The 23,256-nt window shown below is 58.0% G+C and carries 21 protein-coding genes and 1 tRNA gene; 8 read left to right on the top strand and 14 right to left on the bottom strand.

What is annotated here, in order from left to right; translation table 11 throughout:
* The first annotated feature begins 92 nt into the window (after positions 1 to 92).
* Complete coding sequence (locus BMZ67_RS07375) at positions 93 to 569, top strand: DUF6586 family protein (protein WP_092021304.1); 477 nt, start codon at positions 93 to 95, stop codon at positions 567 to 569.
* 46 nt (positions 570 to 615) lie between these two features.
* Positions 616 to 876: a hypothetical protein gene (locus BMZ67_RS07370; RefSeq protein ID WP_092021303.1), complete on the top strand. Its 261-nt coding sequence runs from the start codon at positions 616 to 618 to the stop codon at positions 874 to 876.
* Positions 877 to 995: 119 nt separating this feature from the next.
* On the opposite strand, the gene BMZ67_RS07365 is transcribed toward BMZ67_RS07370, so the two are convergent.
* Both BMZ67_RS07365 and lexA read right to left on the bottom strand, forming a co-directional pair.
* Positions 996 to 1,517, bottom strand: coding sequence for a cell division inhibitor SulA (locus BMZ67_RS07365; RefSeq protein ID WP_092021302.1), 522 nt, complete (start codon positions 1,515 to 1,517; stop codon positions 996 to 998).
* Between the two features lie 89 nt (positions 1,518 to 1,606).
* Positions 1,607 to 2,215 carry a transcriptional repressor LexA gene (gene lexA / locus BMZ67_RS07360; RefSeq protein WP_092021301.1) on the bottom strand — a complete coding sequence of 203 codons (609 nt, stop codon included), beginning with the start codon at positions 2,213 to 2,215 and terminating at the stop codon, positions 1,607 to 1,609.
* Positions 2,216 to 2,405: 190 nt separating this feature from the next.
* Between lexA and BMZ67_RS07355 the strand changes: the two genes are divergently transcribed.
* Together BMZ67_RS07355 and BMZ67_RS07350 are read left to right on the top strand one after the other, a co-directional pair.
* On the top strand, positions 2,406 to 3,407 hold the full coding sequence (locus BMZ67_RS07355; RefSeq protein ID WP_092021300.1) for an amidoligase family protein: 1,002 nt from the start codon (positions 2,406 to 2,408) through the stop codon (positions 3,405 to 3,407).
* On the top strand, positions 3,400 to 4,134 hold the full coding sequence (locus tag BMZ67_RS07350; RefSeq protein ID WP_092021299.1) for a gamma-glutamyl-gamma-aminobutyrate hydrolase family protein: 735 nt from the start codon (positions 3,400 to 3,402) through the stop codon (positions 4,132 to 4,134). Before BMZ67_RS07355 ends, BMZ67_RS07350 begins: the two co-directional genes overlap by 8 nt.
* Here BMZ67_RS07350 and BMZ67_RS07345 read toward each other — a convergent pair.
* From BMZ67_RS07345 to trhA, 4 genes are all read right to left on the bottom strand, one after another.
* Complete coding sequence (locus tag BMZ67_RS07345; protein ID WP_092021298.1) at positions 4,100 to 4,300, bottom strand: hypothetical protein; 201 nt, start codon at positions 4,298 to 4,300, stop codon at positions 4,100 to 4,102. The genes BMZ67_RS07350 and BMZ67_RS07345 overlap by 35 nt on opposite strands.
* Before the next feature lie 105 nt (positions 4,301 to 4,405).
* A complete protein-coding gene (locus BMZ67_RS07340) occupies positions 4,406 to 8,104 on the bottom strand; it encodes a translocation/assembly module TamB domain-containing protein (RefSeq protein ID WP_092021297.1) in 3,699 nt (1,232 codons plus the stop codon).
* Positions 8,101 to 9,834 (bottom strand): autotransporter assembly complex protein TamA, encoded by a 1,734-nt coding sequence (locus BMZ67_RS07335; RefSeq protein ID WP_092021296.1) that lies wholly within the window; start codon positions 9,832 to 9,834, stop codon positions 8,101 to 8,103. Before BMZ67_RS07335 ends, BMZ67_RS07340 begins: the two co-directional genes overlap by 4 nt.
* Positions 9,834 to 10,496: a PAQR family membrane homeostasis protein TrhA gene (gene trhA, locus BMZ67_RS07330; RefSeq protein ID WP_092021295.1), complete on the bottom strand. Its 663-nt coding sequence runs from the start codon at positions 10,494 to 10,496 to the stop codon at positions 9,834 to 9,836. Before trhA ends, BMZ67_RS07335 begins: the two co-directional genes overlap by 1 nt.
* A 237-nt stretch (positions 10,497 to 10,733) precedes the next feature.
* Between trhA and BMZ67_RS07325 the strand changes: the two genes are divergently transcribed.
* Genes BMZ67_RS07325 through BMZ67_RS07310 form a run of 4 tightly spaced genes read left to right on the top strand, consistent with a single transcriptional unit; the run spans position 10,734 to position 15,837 of the window.
* Positions 10,734 to 12,056 (top strand): acyl-CoA dehydrogenase family protein, encoded by a 1,323-nt coding sequence (locus tag BMZ67_RS07325; RefSeq protein WP_092021294.1) that lies wholly within the window; start codon positions 10,734 to 10,736, stop codon positions 12,054 to 12,056.
* Positions 12,057 to 12,069: 13 nt separating this feature from the next.
* A complete protein-coding gene (locus BMZ67_RS07320; protein WP_092021293.1) occupies positions 12,070 to 13,278 on the top strand; it encodes an acyl-CoA dehydrogenase family protein in 1,209 nt (402 codons plus the stop codon).
* Between the two features lie 46 nt (positions 13,279 to 13,324).
* Complete coding sequence (locus tag BMZ67_RS07315; protein WP_092021292.1) at positions 13,325 to 14,335, top strand: ion transporter; 1,011 nt, start codon at positions 13,325 to 13,327, stop codon at positions 14,333 to 14,335.
* A gap of 20 nt (positions 14,336 to 14,355) precedes the next feature.
* Entirely contained in the window at positions 14,356 to 15,837 is a 1,482-nt protein-coding gene (locus BMZ67_RS07310) for an amidase (RefSeq protein WP_245749907.1), read from the top strand.
* 199 nt (positions 15,838 to 16,036) lie between these two features.
* On the opposite strand, the gene BMZ67_RS07305 is transcribed toward BMZ67_RS07310, so the two are convergent.
* From BMZ67_RS07305 to bamA, 8 genes are all read right to left on the bottom strand, one after another.
* A tRNA-Met gene (locus tag BMZ67_RS07305) sits at positions 16,037 to 16,113 on the bottom strand.
* 72 nt (positions 16,114 to 16,185) lie between these two features.
* Positions 16,186 to 16,866 (bottom strand): ribonuclease HII, encoded by a 681-nt coding sequence (rnhB, locus tag BMZ67_RS07300; RefSeq protein ID WP_092021291.1) that lies wholly within the window; start codon positions 16,864 to 16,866, stop codon positions 16,186 to 16,188.
* On the bottom strand, positions 16,866 to 18,044 hold the full coding sequence (gene lpxB / locus BMZ67_RS07295; protein ID WP_245749906.1) for a lipid-A-disaccharide synthase: 1,179 nt from the start codon (positions 18,042 to 18,044) through the stop codon (positions 16,866 to 16,868). The genes rnhB and lpxB overlap by 1 nt, the downstream gene beginning before the upstream one ends.
* Before the next feature lie 12 nt (positions 18,045 to 18,056).
* Positions 18,057 to 18,848, bottom strand: a complete 792-nt coding sequence (lpxA, locus tag BMZ67_RS07290) for an acyl-ACP--UDP-N-acetylglucosamine O-acyltransferase (RefSeq protein WP_092021289.1) — start codon at positions 18,846 to 18,848, stop codon at positions 18,057 to 18,059.
* Positions 18,848 to 19,285, bottom strand: coding sequence for a 3-hydroxyacyl-ACP dehydratase FabZ (gene fabZ / locus BMZ67_RS07285; protein ID WP_092021288.1), 438 nt, complete (start codon positions 19,283 to 19,285; stop codon positions 18,848 to 18,850). Before fabZ ends, lpxA begins: the two co-directional genes overlap by 1 nt.
* A gap of 11 nt (positions 19,286 to 19,296) precedes the next feature.
* Entirely contained in the window at positions 19,297 to 20,322 is a 1,026-nt protein-coding gene (lpxD, locus tag BMZ67_RS07280; protein ID WP_092021287.1) for a UDP-3-O-(3-hydroxymyristoyl)glucosamine N-acyltransferase, read from the bottom strand.
* A gap of 56 nt (positions 20,323 to 20,378) precedes the next feature.
* Entirely contained in the window at positions 20,379 to 20,882 is a 504-nt protein-coding gene (locus BMZ67_RS07275) for an OmpH/Skp family outer membrane protein (protein ID WP_092021286.1), read from the bottom strand.
* A 45-nt stretch (positions 20,883 to 20,927) separates the two neighbouring features.
* The gene (gene bamA / locus BMZ67_RS07270; RefSeq protein WP_092021285.1) at positions 20,928 to 23,246 is read right to left on the bottom strand and encodes an outer membrane protein assembly factor BamA; all 2,319 of its coding nucleotides are present in this window, start codon (positions 23,244 to 23,246) and stop codon (positions 20,928 to 20,930) included.
* Positions 23,247 to 23,256: the final 10 nt, after the last annotated feature.

Below are 23,256 nucleotides of genomic sequence, written 5' to 3'. Positions count from 1 at the left end.
ATAACGGCTTTCCGAGAGGAAATCGTCATCTTAAAATGGTAGACTATCTGGTCTTTGTAAATACGCGCCGGTACATACCTAGCAGGTTCTTGATGGCTTCCCAGTTTCAATTCCTGGTTTCTCAAAAGCTTTTCCTGGCTAAAACGCTGCTGGCCACACAGGAGCGGAGCAGCCATCAAGCCGAGCGGGAAGCCATGAATCAGGGTGCCGTTGAGTTGATGCTCCGGGCGCGACGATTGCTGCTGGCAATGATTTCGGACTTTTACCAGCACCGCGGGAGCTCACCAACCGATCTGGCAACGCTTTCGGCGTTGATCGGGGACGATGCCGCAGAGATCGTGGAACTGGCCCACCTGATCACGCAGCCAGGCAACTGGTGGGCGCGCCTGGACGAACTCGAAGCGGGTCAGGACAAACCGCCAGCGAAGCAGAAAACCGTTTCCGCCGAAAACATCATTGCCGTGTCCGTAGCCTCGGGGCCGGATCGCTCGCCCGATTCCCTGGCGGACGTGATCGACACAATGAAGCGGTTTTCAGATACCGTCGCGGAGCGACACAACGAGTGGTGATGCAGCATGCTCACCCACACAGATTAGCAAGTGAAAGGCAAAGCCGATGTCACCATCCTATTTTGAAATTGTTCAACTGACGAACGGAGACTATGCTCTCCGCCGCATTGATGACGACAGCGCTCCACTGGTAAGAATCTCATTCTCCCCTGAAGCAAAAGACATGCTGGATGACCGCGATATGGCCGTCGCCAAGGCTATGATTGCAGCCGGAATTGAAGCGGTAGGTAACATTACCCACGATATTGATTGGGAAGATGACGAAACCGATACCGTAGAAACCCGCCCGTCGTATACCCTGCATTGATCCGCTCCATACGGGGCTTGCCATTCCAGGCTGGCCCCAAAAAACCTACCAGCCCTGCCTGACGCTCTCCATTTCTCCGGCTGCCACCCCCGGGTACCCCAAACTCTTGGCGAGCAGCATCAACGCTGACGCAGAACCACGCCGTGACTGTCACCAAGCGCAGAAGACTGACGGAGTGCATCGAGCGCACCCTTTCCCAGCTTGGGCGTCCACATAACAACCGCATGGCAGGTCCCAACACTCAAAGCCCGCTCGGCAAGCGCCTGGGCCGAGTGCTCAGCCGTGGACCGAAGCACCAGCAGTTCACTGGCAACAATGCCGTGCATTTTCTGCCACTTACCGACCAGCGCGGCCGGAGGGTCAATCAAGGCCAACCACCGTTTTTCCTGGTTAAGCTGGGTCAACATGGGCAGCAACAGCTGAAAATTCTCCACCTGCCCTTCGGGAAGGATAATCTCAGTCACATTGCCAGCCGGCGCACTTGGCTCCACTGGCTGACGCACCTCTCGCTGGACACGGGTGGCAACTGGCTTGACCGAGACCGAACCAACAACCCGCTCGCCGTAGGCACGTGAGGCGCGGGCAAACCCGGACACCGGTTGAGCACTCACCAGATTCTGGTTAAAGCTGAGCTGTTCCATGTTTACCCTCTCTACCCTTTATTCTCTTTCAACGCTTGTCTTGCTTCCATCCCCTTAAGAGGGTCCTGCTACAGAAGCCGGACACCTGCTTAATGGAGATCCGAGCGGCGAATCACCCCGACCCCAAGCCCTTCAATAAAGAGCTCCTGCTCCCTCAGGTCGACTTCGATAGGCGCAAACTCCTCGTTCTCTGCGATCAGCAGAACCTTTGAGCCTTCTTTACGGAAGCGCTTGACGGTGACCTCGTCCCCGACCCTCGCCACCACAACCTGACCGTTGTGAACACTCTGGGTGCGGTGCACCGCCAGCAAATCACCGTCGAGAATGCCAATGTCCTTCATACTCATCCCACGTACCCGCAACAGGTAATCCGCTGACGGGGAGAAGAAATCCGGTTTCAGCGTGCAGTGGTCCTCAATATGTTCCTGGGCAAGAATCGGGCTGCCTGCCGCAACCTGACCGATCACCGGCAAACCGAGATCTTCCTCTGCTTCCGGCAAACGGATACCGCGGCTGGCCCCCGGCACCATCTCAATGGCACCTTTACGTGCCAGTGCCCGAAGGTGGTCTTCGGCCGCATTTGCCGAACGAAACCCCAGTTCAGCGGCAATCTCTGCCCGGGTTGGTGGATACCCGGTTTCGTCCAGGTAACGCCGGATAATGTCCAAAACCTGACTCTGCCTTGCAGTAAGCTTCATAAAGCTGCCCTGTTTTTATATACAGTAACGAAAATATATACAGTGTTTTATCCAGTGTAAACCCTAAATTTATTCCAGGTCGCTTCTCAGAGCGGCATGCACTGTGGTCACATGGCCAATCAGGGCCGATACTGAACAGAGCAAGCCATGAAAGGACCTTGTGTCCAGCCATCGAAAGGAGGAGTAAAGCTTGGACTGCCAACCGACTTGCCGTTTACCGGATATTCGCCTGACACAATCACAACAGGAGCGCCGGGTTGGGGTTGAGATTGAAATCTCAGGGCTGGGCTACACTCAGCTTGTACAACTCCTGGCAAACCTGCTGCCCGGCCAGGTACATGAGGTTTCAAGGTACGTCACTAACATCCAGACCAACTTTGGGGAGTTTGGGGTTGAGCTCGACTCCGCTCCGATCAAAGAGCTCAATTTTGAGGACGAGCTACTCCCCGAAGCCATTCGCGAACTTGGTGGCCAGGCCCTGCATCTGATCGATGCCGCAGCTGAGAAAATTGTCCCCCTGGAAGTGGTAACGCCACCCATGCGGCTCAGCGACCTCGAACACATCGAAGCGCTATGCAACCAGTTACGGGAAGCCGGGGCCCTTGGCAGCCGGGAAGCCATCTACTATGCCTTCGGGCTGCAGCTCAACCCGGAACTTCCGGACCTTGAGGCACCGACCCTGGTTCGTTACCTACAGGCTTTCGCGGTCCTGTACGACTGGCTGAAGTCTCGTCACCAACTTGATATCAGTCGTAAGCTCACCAGCTACATCGAACCGTGGGACAGCCTGTTCGTCGATCGCCTGATTGAGCCAGGTTACGCTCCAGACATGCGCCAGCTTATGAAAGATTACCTGCGAGACAACCCCACGAGGAACCGCGCCCTGGATCTGCTTCCGCTGTTTGCCCACCTTAACCGGGACCTGCTTGCCGATTATGTGTCTGACCCCAGGGTCAAGTCCCGGCCGACCCTGCACTACCGTCTGCCCGACTGCGACATCGACAATCCGGACTGGCATTTCTCCACGGTATGGAACGACTGGGTTGTTCTTGAGCAGCTCGCCACCCACGCCAGCGACCTGAAGGAGATGGTTGCAGCCTTCCGGGATAGCCGCCGGCTCAGTTTCCACAACCTGACCCATGACTGGGTTGAAACCTGCACCCACTGGCTGCAGACAAAGGGCTATGTCTGATCTTCGCAACTCTGGTGCCGATCACCCCGGGCTGACCATTGGCATCAGTGGCCCTCGCCGGAAAGGCACCCCACAGAGGCTAATCAGCCTGGCACTGAAACTCGCGGGTGCGGGCAGCGTGTACATTCGCCCCGGGGCACGAATCGATGCCAGCCTTCTCGATGGCCTGATTCTCTCAGGCGGCACCCACATCCACCCAGGCCGCTACGGACAGGAACCGGAAGTGACCGCCCGTTACGATCCACGACGGGATGACACTGACTGGCATCTGCTCCATCAGGCAGAACAGCTCCACCTGCCGGTACTTGGAATATGCCGGGGCGCACAACTGATCAATGTCTTCCGGGGAGGCTCCTTGTGCCAGGATGTCACCCCGATCCGGGTTCACACCCGCCACCATCCGCTCCTGTTGCCGTTGCAAACCGTCAGACTGGTCCATGACAGCTTGCTCGGCAGCATCATGCCAGCGACGTCGATCGGGGCAAACCGGATACACAGCCAGGCAATCAAAGTTCTGGGACGAGACCTTCGGGTGGTTGCGCTTGATAACGACCTGCTGGTGCAAGGCATAGAGACCACCGATGAACACTGGATACTGGGGGTTCAATGGCACCCTGAATACCTGCTTTATCACTGGGGCCACAGAAACATCTTTGGCAGCCTGGTACAGGCCGCTCGTCAATGGAAACTCACTAGACTGGAAGGTAACGACGCAAGACGCCCTTGATGGCGGTGATTTCGTAGGTCTCGCCGGGCTGCGTCTGCAAATAGCGCTCAGCCCAGGCCCGGAGTTCATCCCGGGTGGTGATATCCTTGGGATCCGAGCCAGTGAGTCGATGCAGGATATCCCTTTCCCGATGGGTCAGGCGGACCTGTTGGTCGTGTATCAGCATGAAAACTACCCTTGGCCGAAGTCAGGACGGGTTCTGAGCCAGTATAGGCCAGTCAGGCACAAGCTGCAGCCCTTACCGGTGGCCTGTGTGCCTGGGATTCACGCCCTAGAAATCCCGCGTGTAGAAAAGGTCGAGTGACGCTGCCAGGCCGCTGGCAGCCTCCAGATAGAAGTAACGCCCCAGGTCATAGCGCAGGGCGACCGTCGATACCGGCTCAAATATGCCCACACCATAACGCACGCTGAGATCTTCCGTGATATAGCCACTGGCCACCACCGACGCATCATCTCCGGAGCCTTCCGTCTCCAGCACCAGCTGGTCGATGCCAAGCTCCTCACCAATTTTCTCGGTGACTTTGCTGGCACGGGCCAGACCCAGGGAAATCGCCGCCTGTCCTACCTGGCCTTGATCACCCTCGGTTTGCAGTGGCCGCCCCAGGATCACATAGGACAAAGCGTTCTGCTGGGACATCGCCGGTTCCGAGAACACCTCGGTCGATGGGCCAGACACCGGGCCAGTCAACCGCAAACCTGCGGTAACGTCATCCACAAACCTCACCGCTTCAACATCCAGGTACGGCTCCGCCAGCGAACCGACAAACACCAGGCGCGCACGCCTTAATACCAGCTCGGTACCAAACGCCTCGAAATTTCCGTCCGTCAGCTGCAAGACACCGCGAGCGTCCATGTTATTGCCGACACGCAAACCGCCTTCCAGGTCACCGGTGATACCAAAGCCCTCAAAGGTGACTTCGTCACTGCCAACATCAACCCGGACATCCATGGTGAGGGAGCGCAGTATTGGCTCCTCAACTGGCTTCCCGACAATGACCTCATCGCTGGATACCGTGACCGCCTGCTCCGGTAACTCCTTGACGGTAATCTGGCCTCTTGGCACCGCTAACGTCCCGGTGATGGCAAGCCCCCCATCCCGATATTGCAGCTTCAGGTCAGGCTCAAGTTCAACACTGGCAAAAGGCTCATAACTAAATGGCAGGCGCTGGCCAGTCAGCGCCAGATCCAGCACCAATGCAGGGTGCCAGGCGGTCGTGCCACGAACCTGTCCCGAACTCCGCTCATGGCTCTGCCAGTTGCCTGCGATCGTCGCCACCTTGCCGTTCAATTGAACATCGACGCCTATACTCTCCATCGGCATTGGCAGTCGCGAGTCCAGAATCTTACCGTTTTCCAGATTCAAGGTGCCGTGGACATCGGGCTGCAAAAGCGGTCCTGACAACGTCCCCGCCCCTCCAATCGTGCCTTCAAGTACTTCAAGGTCTAAAATCGCTGCAAGGGGTGCCAAATTCAAGCTGGCCAGATGAAAGTTTCCAGTCATTGGATACGCCGGTGTGGACGGATCAAGGGTCATCGCCGCTGTCAGTTTTCCCAGCTCCGGGCCGGACAGCGCCAGGTCGAAGGTCGCGCTCTCCGGCTTGAGTTTGAGGCTGACGCTTAACAGGTCATAGGCGAAGGCGTGCCATTCGTCTTCCAGCTGCAGGTCAAAGCTACCGGGTGTCGCCGAAAGTTCGAGCTGACCATCAGGCCCCAGCTCCGTCATATCCAACGCGAACCGCCCGTCCAACTCAGACTGCCAACGCAAATGCTTGGGGAGGACCGGCGCCAGAGCAGCGGTCGGAAACGCCTGCAACTGATAGTTAAGGGCCAGGCGAGGCATCAGCGATTGTTGCCCGGCGCATACCGAGCTTTCCTGCCAACGCCAACAGTGGGGGCCAAGTTCAAGACTGGGCGTTTGCTGATAGGTCAGTGTAGCGGGCGTATCCAGACGCCATAGCTGATCCTGTTGCGGAAGCTCGATCTCACCCCGACTGAGCTGGCCGCTCCAGCCTTCCCCCCAGCGACCATCAAACTGTAGCCGGGTGGCCAAAACCTCGACTATGGACTCAAACACCAGAGTATGGCGTTCAGGAGTGCCGGTCAGCCCCGCGTCGATCCGTCCCAGATCCTGGTCTCCGGCCTTCAGGCCGGACGCCTGCAAACGGGCATCGAGTGACAAGTGCTCTGCCAGTGTCGCCTCCAGCTGAATCCGCCCGGCTTGAGCGGTGCCCTGCCAATCCACATCGGTTGCCGACAGGGCAAGCTGCCCTTGAGGTTGCTGGAGCGTTCCTGCGGCGGTCAGCTGGCCTTGCAAGTGCCCTTGCAAACCTGGCACTAACAGCTCCGGGCTGGGGAAGTCCAGGGTAACCTGTCCGTCAATCTGTTGCTGCCAGCGGCCCTGACCCGAGAGCCGGTTTTCACCCACCGTCAGCGCGAAATCGGCCAAGCGCCAGTCATCATTGACGCCGGTCAGCGCCCCCTGGCTTGCAGCGTCCTGGGACTGCCACTGGCCGCTGATTGCCCAGTTCGCAGCCACCTTCAAGGTATCGTCATCCAGACTTCCCTGGCTGGTGACGGTGCCATCAAGACCGGCCTGCAGTATCGGCACCCAGTACCCCGGATTGAACTGCGTCAGCCCCAACTCGACATCCCAGGTCAATGGACCCGCATATTGCAAGGTTCCGCGGCCTTTGGCCTCACCAGCCCCTGTGGTGACCCGTAGCTCATCAAGCGTCAGGGACTGCATATCTCCCCTCAGCCGCCCCTCCAGCTCGGCCTCGCCCATTGGCCCATCCACCTGAGCCTGGAGGTCTGCCTGGTATTGACCGTTATCGTAGCGGGCATGACCCTGCAACTGTTCCAGGGCAACCGGCGGTTCCGCCATGCCCGGCACCAGCTGGTACCAGGGAAACCCGGCGAGCAAAATGTCGGCATTGGCCGAGATGCCATCCTGCCAGCCCAGGTCACCAGCGACGGTCACTCGACCCGCCGATTCGCCTGCTTCGGGAGACCCCAGAGTGAACGTCAGGTTCTGCACCCCGGTCTCTGTCACCAACCCACCCGCAGAAAGCGCAATCCCCCCTTCCGTTCCCGCCAGGGTTGCCCGGGTCTGACTTTGGAAACCTTCGGCAAGGGAGCCATCCACCGTGAGCTGCCAGTCGCTGAGCATCAAGGTTGATGGCAAGGTGTCCAAAGCCAGGAAGTCACGGGCACGCAGTGACAACGTTGCCGGTAAGGCCTGCTCAAAGGGTTCGACCCGGCCTTCAAGTTCGGCATCGAGATAACCATCGCTGCCGCCTTTGACGCGAATGTTCCGTGCATTGCCACTGAGGGCAAGGGCCAGCGACCAGTCATCGCCCCGGGGAGGCGGCAACCGGCTATCGACATCCAGGGCCAGCGGCCAGTCGCCGCGGGTTTCCAGCCAGCCGCGAACCCCAATCTCTACAGTGTCCCGATGGTACTGGAGATCATGGATCTGCCAGGCCGAGCCAATGCCCTTGGCGGACAGGCGGGCGTCGTCCCAAATCAGTGTCTGGTTAACGGTAAGAGGGCCAAACGCCACCTGCCTGATATCAAGGTCAACCGGCAGGAGCACCGACGGCAAACTGAAATCCCCTTCGGACGGTTCCTCCGATGACGGCTGGATCACGACATCTGTTTGGGCGGCAGACAGCTCATCCAGGCAGACCGTCAAGGTAAACAGGCACGATGGCGACCACGCCACCCTCGGTGTTACGGTGTCAACCGCAACGCCATAGCCACGCCAACGCACATGGTCGGCCTGCCAGCGACCAAACAGTGAGCCCTGCCCATTCTGCACCTCCAGCCCCGGAATCTGCGACAACACCCAACGGGTGCCGGAATCGCTCCCCAAGGCGATTAACAGGCCGGCCAGCACCAACACCATCCACAGCAGCATTCCGACCAGAACAACCGCGATGAACCGCAACCAGTGAATGTGCCGTCTCATAGCTCTGGCCCCATGGAAAAGTGAATCCGCCAGTCGCCGCCAAAGTTCTCGTCCAGGCCCTTGGCGATGTCGAACTTCAACGGGCCAACCGGACTGACCCAGCGAATACCCGCACCAACCCCGTCCACCAGTGCATCGGTCAGGTTATCGATCGCATTGCCGCGATCAAAAAACGCGGCTACCCGCCAATGGGGAGCAAAACTGTACTGATACTCCCCACTGCCCACCATCAGGTAACGGCCACCGGCCAGGTTCCCGTCATCGTCCCGGGGCGACAAGGACTGATAGTCGTAGCCGCGCACACTCTGGTCACCACCGGCAAAAAATCTAAGCGACGGAGGCACATCATCGAAACTGTTTGTCGCCACCCCACCAAACTGGAAACGTGTCAACAGACGATGGTTACCCCAGACTGTGATCAGCCCCTTCATCAACACATTGACATGGAGAACATCCGCATCTGAAAACAACTTCCTGTGGGCCCCCGACACATCAAACTGGATGCGGTAGCCACGGGAGGGATCGAGCGGGGAATCGGCCCGAAGCCGGGAGTAACTCAGGCCCGGCAGCAGCAACCGGCTCATGGAGGAAGGTTCACTACCAATACTGTATCGTTCGGCTTCCGCCCGGAGAGAGAGAATCTGTAGCCAGCCGCTATCAAGTTCGTGCTGCCACTGCTGACCCAGGGTTAACCGCTCAGATTCGACATCTTCGATGTCTTCCATCTGGTAACCGGCTGTCAGCCGTATCAGGTCTGTCATCGGCGGATCCAGCGGCAACTCGTACCAGGCGCTGACGTTCTGGCGGGGGCCAGAGAGCTCGGTTTCAGCGCCCCGGCGGTGTCCCATGGGGTTAACCCAGTGTTCCCGCCAGGTGCCCTTGAAACGGGGGCCCACGTCGGTAGAAAACCCAACACCGGCCGAGACTGACCTTGGCTCCCGGGCCGTAAGCTGGACCACCACGGGAATCTCCAGGCCATCGGCATCTTCCGGGATCGCCTCCACCAGCACCTGGGCAAAGTAGCCACTGTTGGAAAGGTCAGAATTGAGCGTCGCTACCTTGTCGGCGTGATAAAGCTCGCCAGGACTGATGGAAACAAAGCGCTCCAACAGTTCACGCTCAAACTCCTCGCCCCCGGTAAACGTTACGCCACCCAATCGGTAGCGCTGTCCACTGGTAAATGCCAGGGTTATATCGGCATAGCCAGCTTCGGGGCTCACCTCCAGGGTATGCCTCTCGAAGGTGCCATCAAAGTAGCCCAGCCGCGTTGCCTGGTTGCGAATGAGCTGGCGCAGGGAATCGTAATGACCGTGGTTGAGCACATCACCTACCGCCGGCCGATCGGGCAGCACCGGCAGAAAGTCAGGGTCGGTATTGGCGGGGCCTTCAATTGTTACGGTAACGGAGCGCACATGCACCGGCTCGCCTGGGGTAACGGTCAACACCAGCGTCGGCAAGCCGTCGTCGACCAGCGTCCATTCGATCTCGGGCTGGTAATAGCCCAACGCCTTCAAGGCGTCACGAACCTGGCCCATGGCGGTTGGTACATAGCGGCGCAAGCGCTGGGCACTGCGCCCCTCAACCTCGCCGATAAAGGCATTGGCATTGTCTTGCAGCTCGGGGAAATCCCCTTCAACCACCACCTCCACCTGCTGGGCCTGGGCGAGCGCACACACCAGCCACAACAGCGGCCAGCAAACCCACTTGAACTTCCGTGTTCCCCTTGGCATCAGGCAGTCGGGCCGTTCAGCACCCCGTGGTAGATGGCAAAGAAATGGCAGGTACTGCCACCCACCACAAAAAGGTGCCAGATTGCATGGTTATAAGGGATTTTTTTAATTAGGTAGAACACAACCCCCAGGGTATAGGTAATGCCGCCAGCCACGACCAACGACAGCCCCAATGCGTTCACACTGTCAGCCAACTCTTTGGAGGCGACCACCACAAGCCAGCCCATCAACAGATAAATCGTGATCTGCAGCGGCTTGAAACGGTGCCCAAACACCAGCTTCAGCGTGATGCCTCCCAGCGCCAGCCCCCAGATCACTGCAAACAGCGTCCAACCGACCGTGCCACGCATGTTCACCAGAAGAAACGGGGTGTACGTACCAGCGATCAGCAAAAATATCGCGCAGTGATCCAACATTTTGAATACCCGGCGCATCTCGGGCCGTCGCGCGAAATGATAAAGCGTAGACGCGAGGAACAGCAGCGTCATACTGGTTCCGTAGATGCTGAAACTGACGATCTTCCAGACATCCTCCTGACCCGCGGCCATCACCAACAACACAACCATACCGGCCACACTGAAGAGTGCCGCAAGACCGTGGGTCAGCCAGTTCAACCATTCTTCAACCTTGGGATAAGGCTCAAACGACACCGATTGGGTCACACAATTCTCCCTGAATACCCGTTCATTTCACGTCAAGGCCAGGTCACCCCGCTACCCGGCCCCTTGTGTCCGAGTTTACCGCCTGACGGGTCAGTTAATCCATGAACAACTTCAGCAAGCGCCTGCCAGTACACCCAGATTGGCCCTTTCGCCACGCACCTTTGCCGATGTTGCCAATGGTAATCCGGGACGATCGCCACATGATCGGGTTAAAACCGTGCAAGAAGGAGCAGCGCAATGTCCCGACAGCCACGACAGAACCGAGACCCCATCGGCCTCGCCCTGTCTTCCATGACCCGGCTCGCCTCCAGCCCCTGGCTGGACCGTCTTGGCATGAGAACGCCGGTTGAAAAAGCGGCTTATCAGGGCACCAAAGCCGGGTTCCGAACCCTATCCCTGGCAGCAAGGGAGGTCAGTCGGGTATCCAGTTGGCTTCCCAGAAATAAGCTACCAAACCGCCAGTCACAAGACCTGTTCGACCTGTCCCTCGACGAAGATCAGACAATCATCGTCGACACCCTGCAACGACTTGCCGCTGATGTTCTCAGGCCAGCAGCTGCCGAAGCGGATGAAGCCGCTGCCATGCCGGCACGGGTGTTTGAAGCCGCAAACGAACTTGGACTCGCCCTATACGCCATTCCCGAACCATTTGGCGGTGTCGCCGAGTACCAGTCGCCCGTCAACAGCGTACTGATTGCCGAGCAACTGGCCTACGGCGATATGGGGCTGGCACTTGCCCTGCTGGCTCCATTCGGTGTGGCCCAGGCCATCACCCAGTGGGGCACTGGCGCTCAGCAGTCGAGTTTTCTGCCACTGTTCTGCGAAGCCGACGCCCCGATCGCCACCATTGCGGTGGACGAACCAACACCGCTCTTTGATCCTCGGCAACTGCAAACCCATGCCCGTCGCAGCAACGATGGCTTCGAGCTGACTGGCAGCAAAAGCGGGGTTGTATTGGGGGAAGTCAGCGACCTGATCCTGGTAGCCGCCGAGCTTGAAGGACTGCCGCGACTGTTCCTCGTACCGGGAGGCGTTGATGGCCTCCACCGTACAGCAGACCCCGGCATGGGCTTACGGGCGGCGCAGCTGGCCCGCCTTGACTTCGATCGCGTCGCTCTGCCCAAGGAAGCCCTGCTCGGTGACGACACCTTTGACTACGACAACTTTCTGGACCGTGCCAGCTTGATGCGTTGCGGACTCGCCATTGGCACCGCTCAGGCTGTTCTCGACTATGTGATTTCTTATTGCAACGAACGCACGGCCTTTGGCGAGCCCATCAGTCATCGCCAGTCCGTGGCCTTCATGATCAGCAACATGGCTATTGAGACGGACAGCATGCGCCTGCTGACCTGGCGAGCCGCCAGCCGGGCAGAAAGCGGGATGAGTTGGCATCGAGAAGCCAGCCTTGCGCGCCTGCTCTGCAACGAAAAGGCCATGGAGACCGGCACCCAAGGGGTACAACTGCTCGGTGGGCACGGCTTTGTCAAAGAACACCCGGTCGAGCGTTGGTACCGGGACCTGAGGTCTGTCGCCGTTCACTTTGGTGGCGCCCACGCTTGAGGAGCACTGCACTATGTATCTCGAAATTCCCCGTAAGTTTGGCCCCATCATTCACCAGGCCCAACAAACCGCGAAAGCGGTGTTCCGACCCATATCCCGTAAATACGACCGCGCCGAACACAGCTATCCCAAGGAACTCGACATGTTTGCCACCATTATGGATGGCATGAATGATGGCTCCCTCAGCGGCGGGGCCGGGGCCGGAAAGCTGGCAAGGTCCGGGGCCGAAGGGGGTGCCGGCAATCGCAACGGAACCAACATGAACACCGTGCTGGGCCTTACCGAGATTTGCTGGGGTGACGTTGGCCTCGCCCTGTCGATTCCCCGTCAGGGCCTGGGTAACTCCGCCATCGCTGCCGTTGCGAACGAAGAGCAGCTGAAGCGCTTTGGCAAAACCTGGGCTGCTATGGCCATCACCGAACCCGGCGCCGGCTCTGACAGTGCCGCCATACGAACAACCGCCACAGCAGAGGGCGACCACTACGTGATCAATGGCGAAAAAATCTTCGTCACTGCGGGCGAGCGGGCCGATGCCGTGGTGGTCTGGGCCAGCCTGGATCTCAGTCTGGGGCGCGCCGCCATCAAGTCGTTTGTGGTCGAAAAGGGCACACCGGGCATGACCGTGGAACGACTGGAGAAAAAACTCGGCATTCGCGCCTCGGACACGGCCACCATTCGGTTCGACAACTGCCGGGTGCCGAAGCAAAACCTGCTGGGCGACCCGGAAGTCAGCGTTGACAAGGGCTTTGCCGGTGCCATGCAGACATTTGACAACACCCGGCCCGTCGTCGCCGCTATGGCCATCGGTGTGGCCCGCGCAGCTCTGGAGAAAACCCGTGAATTGCTGGCTTCATCCGGACTGGCGCTGGATTACCAGCTACAGAGCTGGAGTCAGCCCGCCGCTGTCAGGGAGCTTAATTTACTGGAAGCCGAGCTCGAAGCCGCCCGCCTGCTGACCCTGCGTGCCGCCTGGATGGCCGATAATGGTCAGCCCAACTCGAAGGAAGCCTCCATGGCCAAGGCCAAGGCCGGCCGGGTGGGCAATGCCATCACCCTGCGTTGCGTTGAGCTCTGCAGCGGCCTGGGTTTTTCCGAGACCGAGCTGCTGGAAAAATGGTCGAGGGACTCAAAAATTCTCGACATTTTTGAAGGAACCCAGCAAATTCAGCTTCTTATCATTGCTCGCCGCCTACTGGGCAAGTCGTCTGGCGAGCTGAAATAGGCTAACCTTCTGCACTCGGACCACCTGCAGTATCCAAGGCAACCAGATGCTCAAGATCAACCGTGAAAACCTGAAAACCAGCCATCAGCTCATCTGGTTCATCATCGATTTCCTGATGCTGGGGCTGCTGATCATCAATCTGACCCTGATTGTTATCGATTCGATCTACGGGTTTATCGCGGTGCAGAACCTGCTGCTGGAGCATGCGCCCCAGGTCCATCAGTTCTACCAACCTGTCCACGAAAACTTCCTGTTTGTGGACCTGGTTTTTGTCACCATCTTCCTGTCGGAGTTTTTCCTGCGCTGGGGCTATGCCATCAAAGCCCGGGTCTACGACCGCTGGTATTTCTACCCCTTTATTCACTGGTACGACCTGGTGGGCTGTATTCCAGTGGGCAGTCTGCGCTTCCTGCGGGTACTTCGGGTGATCTCGATTATCTACCGCCTGCACCAATACAAGATCATCGACATCACCCAGTTCCGATTGTACCGCCTGGTCAGTTTTTACTACGAGGCGTTCATGGAAGAGCTGTCAGACCGGATCGTGATCAAGGTGCTGTCCGGGGTACAAAGCGAACTCTCACTGGGGTCGCCACTGTTTGAGCGAATCCAGGACGATATTCTTTATCCTCGCCGGGAAATGCTGACGGAATGGATCTCTGGGCGAATCGCCAAGGCGGCCAGTCAGGGCTATATGCCCAAACGGGCAGACTTGCGGATCTACCTGGAAGGCAGGGTCGATAATGCCCTGAAGCAGAACCTGGAGCTGTCTCGCCTGCGGCTGGTTCCGGTTGTCGGCCCAACAATCCAGGAAACACTTGAAGACGCCGTTGGCGATATTGTCGCCAATGTCGTCCACCAGATCATGGAAGACCTGGCATCGACCTCCAACCACGCCTTTGTTGAGGATCTGGTCCAGGTTATGTTGCCCGCACCGGGCACCGAAGAGCCGGATGAGACGCGGAATGACGCGCTGATTGCACTGATTAACGAAATCATTGAGGCCATCAAGGCCCAGGTCAAAGTCAAACACTGGCGCGCTGAGCTGAAACAGTAACCGTCATAGGGAACCCTATTTTGAGCCAAGCTCCTCTGCACTACCGACCGGCCCACCAACTGGCCGACGACTTACGCTCCGGCAAGCTTACCAGCGTTGAGCTAACCCAAAGCCTGCTTCATCGCATCAACAGCCACAACCCCCACATCAATGCGTTTACTTATGTGGATGGCAAGTCCGCACTGGAAGCCGCGGCCGACGCCGATGCACGACTTAAGGCCGGAGTAGAGCCCGGTCCCCTGCACGGGCTGCCGCTGACCGTGAAAGACACCTGGGAGGTGGCAGGCATGCCTTGCACCGCTGGCGCCCCCAAACTGAAACGGCACCGACCCAAACAGTCTGCGGCGGTGGTTCAACGGTTGCAGGATGCCGGCGCGATCATCCTCGGCAAATCCAATGTGCCGCTCTACGCCTCAGACATCCAGAGCTACAACCGGCTCTTTGGGGTGACCAACAACCCCCATAACAAGAATCATACCCCCGGGGGCTCGTCCGGTGGTGCTGCCGCTGCGCTGGCGGCCGGCATGACACCTCTTGAGATTGGCAGTGACCTGGCCGGATCAATACGCACCCCCTCGCACTTCTGCGGCGTTTTCGGGCACAAACCGTCCCGCGGCCTCATTTCCATGCGCGGGCATATCCCCGGACCTCCCGGCGCCCTGTCCGAACCCGACCTGGTGACCGGTGGCCCGATGGCGAGAACCAGTGATGACCTTGAGCTGCTACTGGATGTTCTCGCCGGCCCCAACTCCCAGGAGGCACGGAGCTGGAAGCTGGAGATGGAGCAATCTAGCCATGCCAGCCTTTCCCAAGTGCGTGTGGGCCATTGGTTCAGCGACCCGGCTTGCCCGATCGATAAGGAACTCGCCGCTGGCTACCAGAACCTCACCGACCAGATCGCCCGCTCCGGTGTGTCCATCAGCCCGGCCAGACACCCCCTGCTCGACCTTGAACGGATCCTCCCGGTCTATTTCTGCCTGCTTGGCGGATTGATGGGGGGATCCCTCAAACCTGCACAGAAGCGCCAGATGCTGGTTGCCAGTCACCTGGACCCGATACTGAGCCGAGTTACCTCGATGACTGTGGGTTCCGGCCACTATGGGCGAGGGGTAAACCTGAGTTACGGCGAGTGGTTGATGTGGAATGAGAAGCGGGAACAAATGCGGGCCCAGGTTGAAACCCTGTTCAACGAGTACGATGTACTGTTAACCCCGGTTACGCCAACAACGGCCATTCCCCACGACCACAGCCAGCCGGTGTTCAGACGTAAAATCCAGGTGAGCGGCAAACCACGTCCTTACATGGATCAGTTCTGCTGGATCGCACTGGCCACACTACTGGGCTTGCCTGCCACCTCGGTCCCCATAGGACGCACCGCCAACGGGCTGCCCTACAATGTCCAGGTGATTGGCGCGCCGGGCAAGGACCTCACCACCATCGGCTTCGCCCGACTTCTGGAACAACAGGGGCTGGCTGGCTTTCAGGTACCTGCTGGGTTCTGAGCAAAGAGCGCTAACGAGGAGCCCTTCCAGAAACGAAAAGGCCAGTCATCGACTGGCCTTTTCTGTATTGGTAGCGGGGAGCAGAAGCGACCTGCTTCTGCGGCAGCAACCACACCGCGCGAAGCGCAAACATAGGTGCTGACTCAAATAGCCCCTTTGAAAACGAAAAAAGCCGGTCAAAGACCGGCTTTTTTCTAATTGGTAGCGGGGGCTGGATTCGAACCAACGACCTTCGGGTTATGAGCCCGACGAGCTACCAGACTGCTCCACCCCGCATCAAAACTTTCCGTCTTTCGGAACCCTGTCCGATCAACGTGGCGCGTATATTAAGGATTAGATCCCGGCCTGTCAAACATTATTTTGAAATAAATCTGAAGGATATTCCAAATCACGATTTTTGGCCGATTCATTGAGCCCAACCGACGCCAACGCTTCCTGAACAGGGCGGAATGAACGGCGGTGAAGTGCCGTGACACCCAGCCGGTTCAGCGCCTCAAGGTGTACCGGTGTCGGGTACCCTTTATGTTGAGCCAGACCGTATCCCGGAAACTCAGCATCCAGGGCCACCATCTCACGGTCGCGGGTTACTTTGGCAATAATGGACGCAGCGCTGATGCACTCAACCCGGCCGTCCCCTTTGACCACGGGTTCCGACGGCCACTGCCACTTGGGACAGCGATTGCCATCCACCAGCACATACTCCGGCGCGATGGCCAGCCCTGCTACCGCTTTCTGCATGGCTAGCATGGTTGCCTGGTAGATATTCAGACGATCAATCTCGTCCACATCACACCGTCCCAGGCTCCAGGCCAACGCGTGATCCAGGATCTGGTCATAAAGCGCGTCCCGCCGCTTCTCAGTCAGCGCCTTGGAGTCTGCCAGTCCTGGCACCGGCCTTTTGGGGTCAAGAATCACGGCTGCGGTGATAACCGGGCCAGCCAATGGGCCACGCCCAACTTCGTCAACGCCCGCCAGCAGGTGGCCACCGTAACTGCAGACAAAGGGGGGTAAAGGCGCTTTGCGTGCCATCAGGAGACTTTCTCTAACAAGCCGGATATCGCAACGGCAGCCCGTTCATCGGCGGTACGACGAAGCTGTTGATGAAGGTCCGTGAAGGCCATACGCAGCCGTTCCCGCTCCTGATCATTCTCGAGCCGTTCCAGAACCGCAGCTCCCAGGGCCTCCGGAGTCGCATCATCCTGCAACAACTCAGGCACCAGGGCCTCTCCAGACAGCAGGTTGGGCAATGCCACAAACGGCACTTTGACCAGACGGGAGAGCAGTTTATAGCTGAGGGCACTCAGGCGATAACCAACCACCATCGGCTTTTTGAGCAGCATCGCTTCCAGTGTCGCAGTTCCGGAAGCCAGCAACACCACGTCGGCAGCAGCCATCACTTCCCTGGAACGACCTCGAACGACCGTGACCGGCAGTTTTACTTTCAGGCTATCCACCAGTGCCCTAACCTGCTGCTCTCTCTCACGATTCACACAGGGGATGACCAGCTGGACATCACTTCGTTGGGATTGAATCCAGCGGGCAGCCGACAAGAAAAGGTCGCCCAGGCGGGCCACCTCGCCACCCCGGCTTCCGGGCAGGATAGCCAGCACCGGTGCAGAATCATCCAATCCAAGCGCCTGACGAGCCCCTTCAGTATCCGTTTCCATCGGAATCCGGTCTGCCAGAGGATGGCCAACAAACGCCACCGGCACCTGGTGTTCTTCATAGAAGCGGGCTTCAAAAGGAAACAGGGTCAACATCAGATCGACGGATTTGGCGATCTTGAAGATCCGTTTCTGACGCCAGGCCCACACAGAAGGACTGACGTAATGGACGGTAGGAATGCCAGCATCGCGGCATCGCCGCTCTACACCAAGGGTAAAATCGGGGGAGTCTATTCCGATGACCACATCCGGCGGGTTGGTCAGGAAATAATCCATCAATCGATCACGGATACTGAACAGCTCCCGCAATCGGCCAAGAACTTCAACCAGCCCCATGACCGAAAGGCGCTCCATGGGCACCAGGGAATGGAATCCCTGGGCAATCATTTCATCCCCACCAATACCAACAAAGCGCGCCTTGGGATAGCGCGCTCTCAGGGAACGGATGAGTCCGGCACCCAGTATGTCGCCGGAGGCCTCTCCGGCCACAATACCGAAGGTAACCCGGCGATGGCTGATCACTTTAGATTCATTGCAGGACACGGAGCCATCCACTTAGCGGATAATGCCGCGATGGGTACCACGCAGGGAGTCAATCAGGGGAGCCACCTCAGGCACGTCGCTAAAATCGGCCTCAAGCGCTTCAATGGCCTGCTCTGTGGTCAGTCCCTGACGATAGATAACCTTGTAGGCGCGGCGGAGTGCCAGCAACGCCTCTTTGCTGAAGCCACGGCGTTTAAGCCCTTCGACATTCATACCAAAGGGCTCGGCGGACTGGCCGCTGGCCATGACATAGGCAGGAATATCCTTGAGCACGATGCTGCCACCGGCACTCATGCTATGGGCGCCGATCTTGCAGAACTGGTGCACCATGGTGCCACCCCCCAGGATAGCCCAGTCGCCTACGGAGACGTGACCGGCCAGGGTGGCACAATTGGCCAGGATGGTGTTGTCCCCTACCACGCAATCGTGCGCGACATGGACATAGGCCATCAACAGGTTACCGCTACCGATTCGGGTTTCACCCTGGTCCTGAACGGTACCACGGTGAATCGTGCAGTTTTCGCGGATGACGTTGTCGTCGCCGATCACCAATGTGGTCGGTTCACCCGCGTATTTCTTGTCCTGACATTCCTCTCCAACACTGGAGAACTGGAATATCCGGTTGTTGCGGCCAATGACCGTAGGGCCCTTGACGACAACGTGGGACATAATTTCAGTACCTTCACCGATCTCCACACCCGGCCCAATGTAGCTCCATGGGCCGACGGTGACACCATCGGCAAGTTTGGCGGAAGGGTCTACAATTGCCTGCGGATGAACTCCCGACCAATCAGTTGTCGCCATTAAACATCTCTCTCAGCGGTCATAACTTCCGCAACGCAGGCGACTTCTCCATCAACCAACGCACGGCAGTCAAATTTCCAGATTCCATGTTTACCGGATATAAACTGCGACTCCATCCGCAATTGGTCCCCCGGCAAAACAGGTCGCTTGAAGCGAACCTTGCTGCAGCCGGCGAGGTAGTGTACCACGCCATCCGACGGTTTCCTGTCTACTGTGACAAATCCCAGGATACCGGAGAGTTGGGCCATGGCCTCGACGATCAGAACACCAGGCATAACCGGGTGGTTGGGAAAGTGTCCGGTAAAGAACGGTTCGTTCATGGAAACGTTCTTATAACCTACAATCGACTTTCCTTTTTCCACTTCCAACACACGATCAACCAGCAGGAACGGATAACGGTGTGGAAGAAACTCCATGATTTCTTTAACGTGCATCATCAGGATCGGCCTCAGCCCTCTAATTTCTTTTCAAGTTCCTTCAGCTTTCGCGCCATGGCATCCAGCTGTCGGAAGCGAACCGCATTTTTTCGCCACTGCTTGTTAGGTTCAGCGCCCGTACCAGAAGAATAGACCCCTGGTTCGGAAATGTTACCAGTTACCAGGGTCATGCCTGTCAGGTGGACCTGGTCACCGATGTCCAAATGCCCTGCTACCCCGGAGGCGCCACCAAATACACAATGACGGCCAATCCGGGTACTACCGGCGATACCCACTTTAGCCGCCATCGCTGAGTGATCTCCGATGGTGACGTTGTGGGCAATCTGGATCAGGTTATCAAGCTTGACGCCATTGCCAATCACGGTGTCATCAAGGGCACCGCGATCGATCGTCGTGTTGGCGCCGACCTCGACATCATCCCCCAGCACAACCCGCCCAACCTGGGCAATCCGGTGCCAGACACCGCGTTCGTTAGCAAAACCGAAACCGTCTGATCCCAGAACCGCACCGCTCAGGATATGGCAGCGTTGGCCCAGGATAACGTCGTGAGCCAGGGTCACCCGCGGCTTCAACACTGTACCGGCGCCCAGCTCACAGCGAGCCCCAACAACACAGCCTCCGCCGATAACCACGCCCTCACCAATCACCGCGCCCGCTTCAATAACGACCAGCGGACCGATGCTGGCACTTTCATGCACCTCGGCGGAATCATCCACCACTGCGGAGGGGTGAATACCCGCTTGGGCCTGGGGTGCTGGATCAAACCAGTGGCTGAGGCGAGCATAACCAAGATAAGGGTTGTCCAGTAACAGGACATTGGTCGGAGACTGGTCGGCCACGGACGGCGAAAGGATGACGGCAGACGCCTTGGTTCCCTCAAGATAACGCGCGTAGGAGGGGTTCGCCAGGAATGAGATTTGCCCGGGCTGTGCCGCCTGGAGAGTCGCCATCCCTTGGATGCTGGTACCCGGGTCTCCTTTGAGCTCGGCTCCCAGAGCTTCTGCGATCTCTCCAAGTGTGTACGTAGCGGTGGTCATATCGGGCTCCGGGGCAAATAACCAGAATCAGGGGTGCCCCTCCCGGGGCGACGCCATTACTGCTGATTCAGTTTCTCAAGCAGCTGCGGGGTAAGGTTCAGGTCAGGCCTGACGTACACCACGGCTTCGCTGGGCAGGATCAGGTCGAGTTCATTTTCATCCAGCAGTTCCTGAACTGCCGCGTCCACGCTGGGACGCGCCTGCTCCAGGAAAGCCTGCTTACGGCTGGACACGGTGGTATCCAGGCGCTGACGCAGGAAATTGAATTCCTGAGCCTTTTCCTGGAATTGGGTTCCCAGTGCCGTGCGCTCAGATTCGTTCATCATCGCACCGTCCTTTTCAAGACGCTCACCCAGCTGGCGCGCTTCTTCCTGGATCTCACGAACCCGCGCTTCGTCTTCTGTAAACTCTTGCTGCAACTGTTCGCTGAACGCCTTCGCGGCGTTTGAAGAAAACAGGGCCTGACGCAGATCCACAACACCGATACGGGTTTCGGCAAGGGCTGGAACAGTCAGCATCATGGCGATCAGTGCAGCAGCGGCAGTGCGCAATTTAAACATCGTTTCTCTCCTCATTGTTATTAACTAACAACATTTCCTGTGTTATCAGAAACTTTGCCCCAGCGAGAACTGGAACACCTGGGTGTCATCATTGGGCTTGTCATTCAGCGGTTTGGCCAGACTGAATGCCAGCGGCCCTACAGCAGTAATCCACTGGAAGCTGATACCGGCTGAGTAGCGGATATCACCAACCTCAGGCTCATAGCCCCGATCGGAATCGAAGACCTGACCGCCATCCACAAAGAATGCGGTTCTCATCGAACGGCTGTCGTTGGCAAAGGGCGTCGGGAAAATCAGCTCCAGACTACCTTCAGCAAGCAGGTTGCCACCGAACGGGTCTGGGTCTGAGCTATCATTGGGGCTATTGGTCGCTCTCGGCCCAAGGGAATTGGCCTCGTAACCACGAACAGAACCGTAGCCACCTGCATAGAAATGTTCATAGAACGGCATGCTCGTAATGTCGCCATAGCCATCACCGTAGCCCACTTCAGTGCGGAAGCGCAGAACCCAGCTTTGAGCGTTATTCAGCGGCTGGAACCAGTCGGTTTTATGGCGCAGCTTGTAGAAGGTCAGGTCACTGCCCGGTACCGCCACGTCCAACGACAGGGAGTGACTGAAACCGTCACTCGGCAACACACCACGGTTCAGAGTGCTTCGGTTCCAGGAGCCAAACAGGAAGTAGTTCCCAAAGTTATCTCCCTCCTCGGCAATGAACTCCTCGACCTCCACCGCTGTGAAGGAACCGGTCTGGACCTTGGAGTGGGTATAACCAAGACCGAAGTTCAAACGGGTGATGTTGTCGATTGGGTAACCAAACGTCAGGCGCCCACCCATTTCGTCCAGCAGATAGGACGAAATGTCTTCCGACTCATAGTCGGTCTCCCGGGCAAACAGGCTGAACCCCCGGCTGACCCCGTCTACCGTGAAGTAAGGGTTCAGGTAGGTAAAGTTGGCGCTCTTGACCGAGTCACTGACGTTAACGCCAATGGATACCCGTTTTCCGCTGCCGAAGAAGTTATTCTCAGAGATGTTGGCACCGAGAATGGCACCGGAGGTCTGGGAATAGCCGACAGACGCCGACAGGCTTCCCGTGGGCTGTTCCTCAACCGTGTAGTTCACATCGACCATGTCGTCGGTGCCAGGTACCGGGACGGTCTCGACGTCGACAGACTTGAAGAAGCCCAGGCGCTCAAGGCGAGTCTTGGAGAACTCGATACGGTCCGTTGAGGCAACCCCGCCCTCCATCTGGTTCATTTCCTGACGAAGCACATCATCGCGGGTGGAAACGTTCCCGGAGAAGTTGATCCGCCGGACGTAGGCACGTTTCCCTGGAGTTACGTAGAAGGTTACCGTAGCGGTGTTGTCGTCATGGGTTTCCGGAACCGCACTGACGTCAGCAAACGCATAGCCTTCCGTACCGAGCCGTCGGGACAGCAATTCTGAGGTGGATGTCATGCTGGCGCGGGAGTAAACATCACCTTCTTGGGAAAAAATCAGGTTACGCAGGGTTTCTTCCGGCAGAATCAAATCACCACGTAGCTGGATGTCACGGACGGTGTACTGAGGGCCTTCGTCGACAGCGATGGCAATGAAGACATCTTTCTTGTCCGGAGAGATCGAGACCTGGCTGGATTCAACGGTAAAGTCGATGTAGCCCCGATCCAAATAATAGGAGCGCAGCGATTCCAGGTCCCCGCTCAGCCGCTCACGGGCATACTTGTCAGCACTGGTGATGGAGGCCCAGAACCCGGAGGTCTGCAGTTCCATCAAGTCCAGCAGCTCTTCATCGGAAAACGCCTCATTTCCGACTATGTTGATGTGCTGAATCGCAGCGACGTCGCCTTCATTGATGTCCAGTTTGATAGCCACCCGGTTTCTGGGCAGCTCCTCAGCAGTAGCCTTAACTCGCGCGCTGTAGCGGCCTTGAGCCACATAGGAACGAAGAATCTCGAGTTCCAGGCGATCAAGGGTTGCCCGACGGAACACCTGCCCTTCATCCATTCCCGCACTGGACAGGGCATCCTTCAGCATATCGGTTTCAATGTTCTTGTTGCCTTCGATTTCAATGGAGCTGATGCTGGGGCGCTCCTGAACCGTAAGGATCAGGACATCACCGTCCCGACTGGCCTGGATGTCGGTAAACAGGCCAGTTCCAAACAGCGTCTTTATGGCACTTGCCAATGCCTGGGGATCCAGCTCGTCACCAATGACGATGGGAAACGCGGAAAAGACACTACCGGCAGAGACCCGTTGCAGTCCCTCGACCTCAATGTCAGATACGATGAATTCATCAGCCTGCGCAGGCTGGCCACCAACGGTTGTAACTAAGAGGCCGAATACCGCGCCGAAAAGAGAACGTCTCATCCAATTATTT

Source organism: Marinobacter zhejiangensis (genome assembly GCF_900114775.1).
In the GTDB taxonomy this organism is placed as follows: Bacteria; Pseudomonadota; Gammaproteobacteria; order Pseudomonadales; family Oleiphilaceae; genus Marinobacter; species Marinobacter zhejiangensis.
Note: the sequence above shows the minus strand (reverse complement) of the source record. Positions and strands in the feature narration are given on the sequence as shown.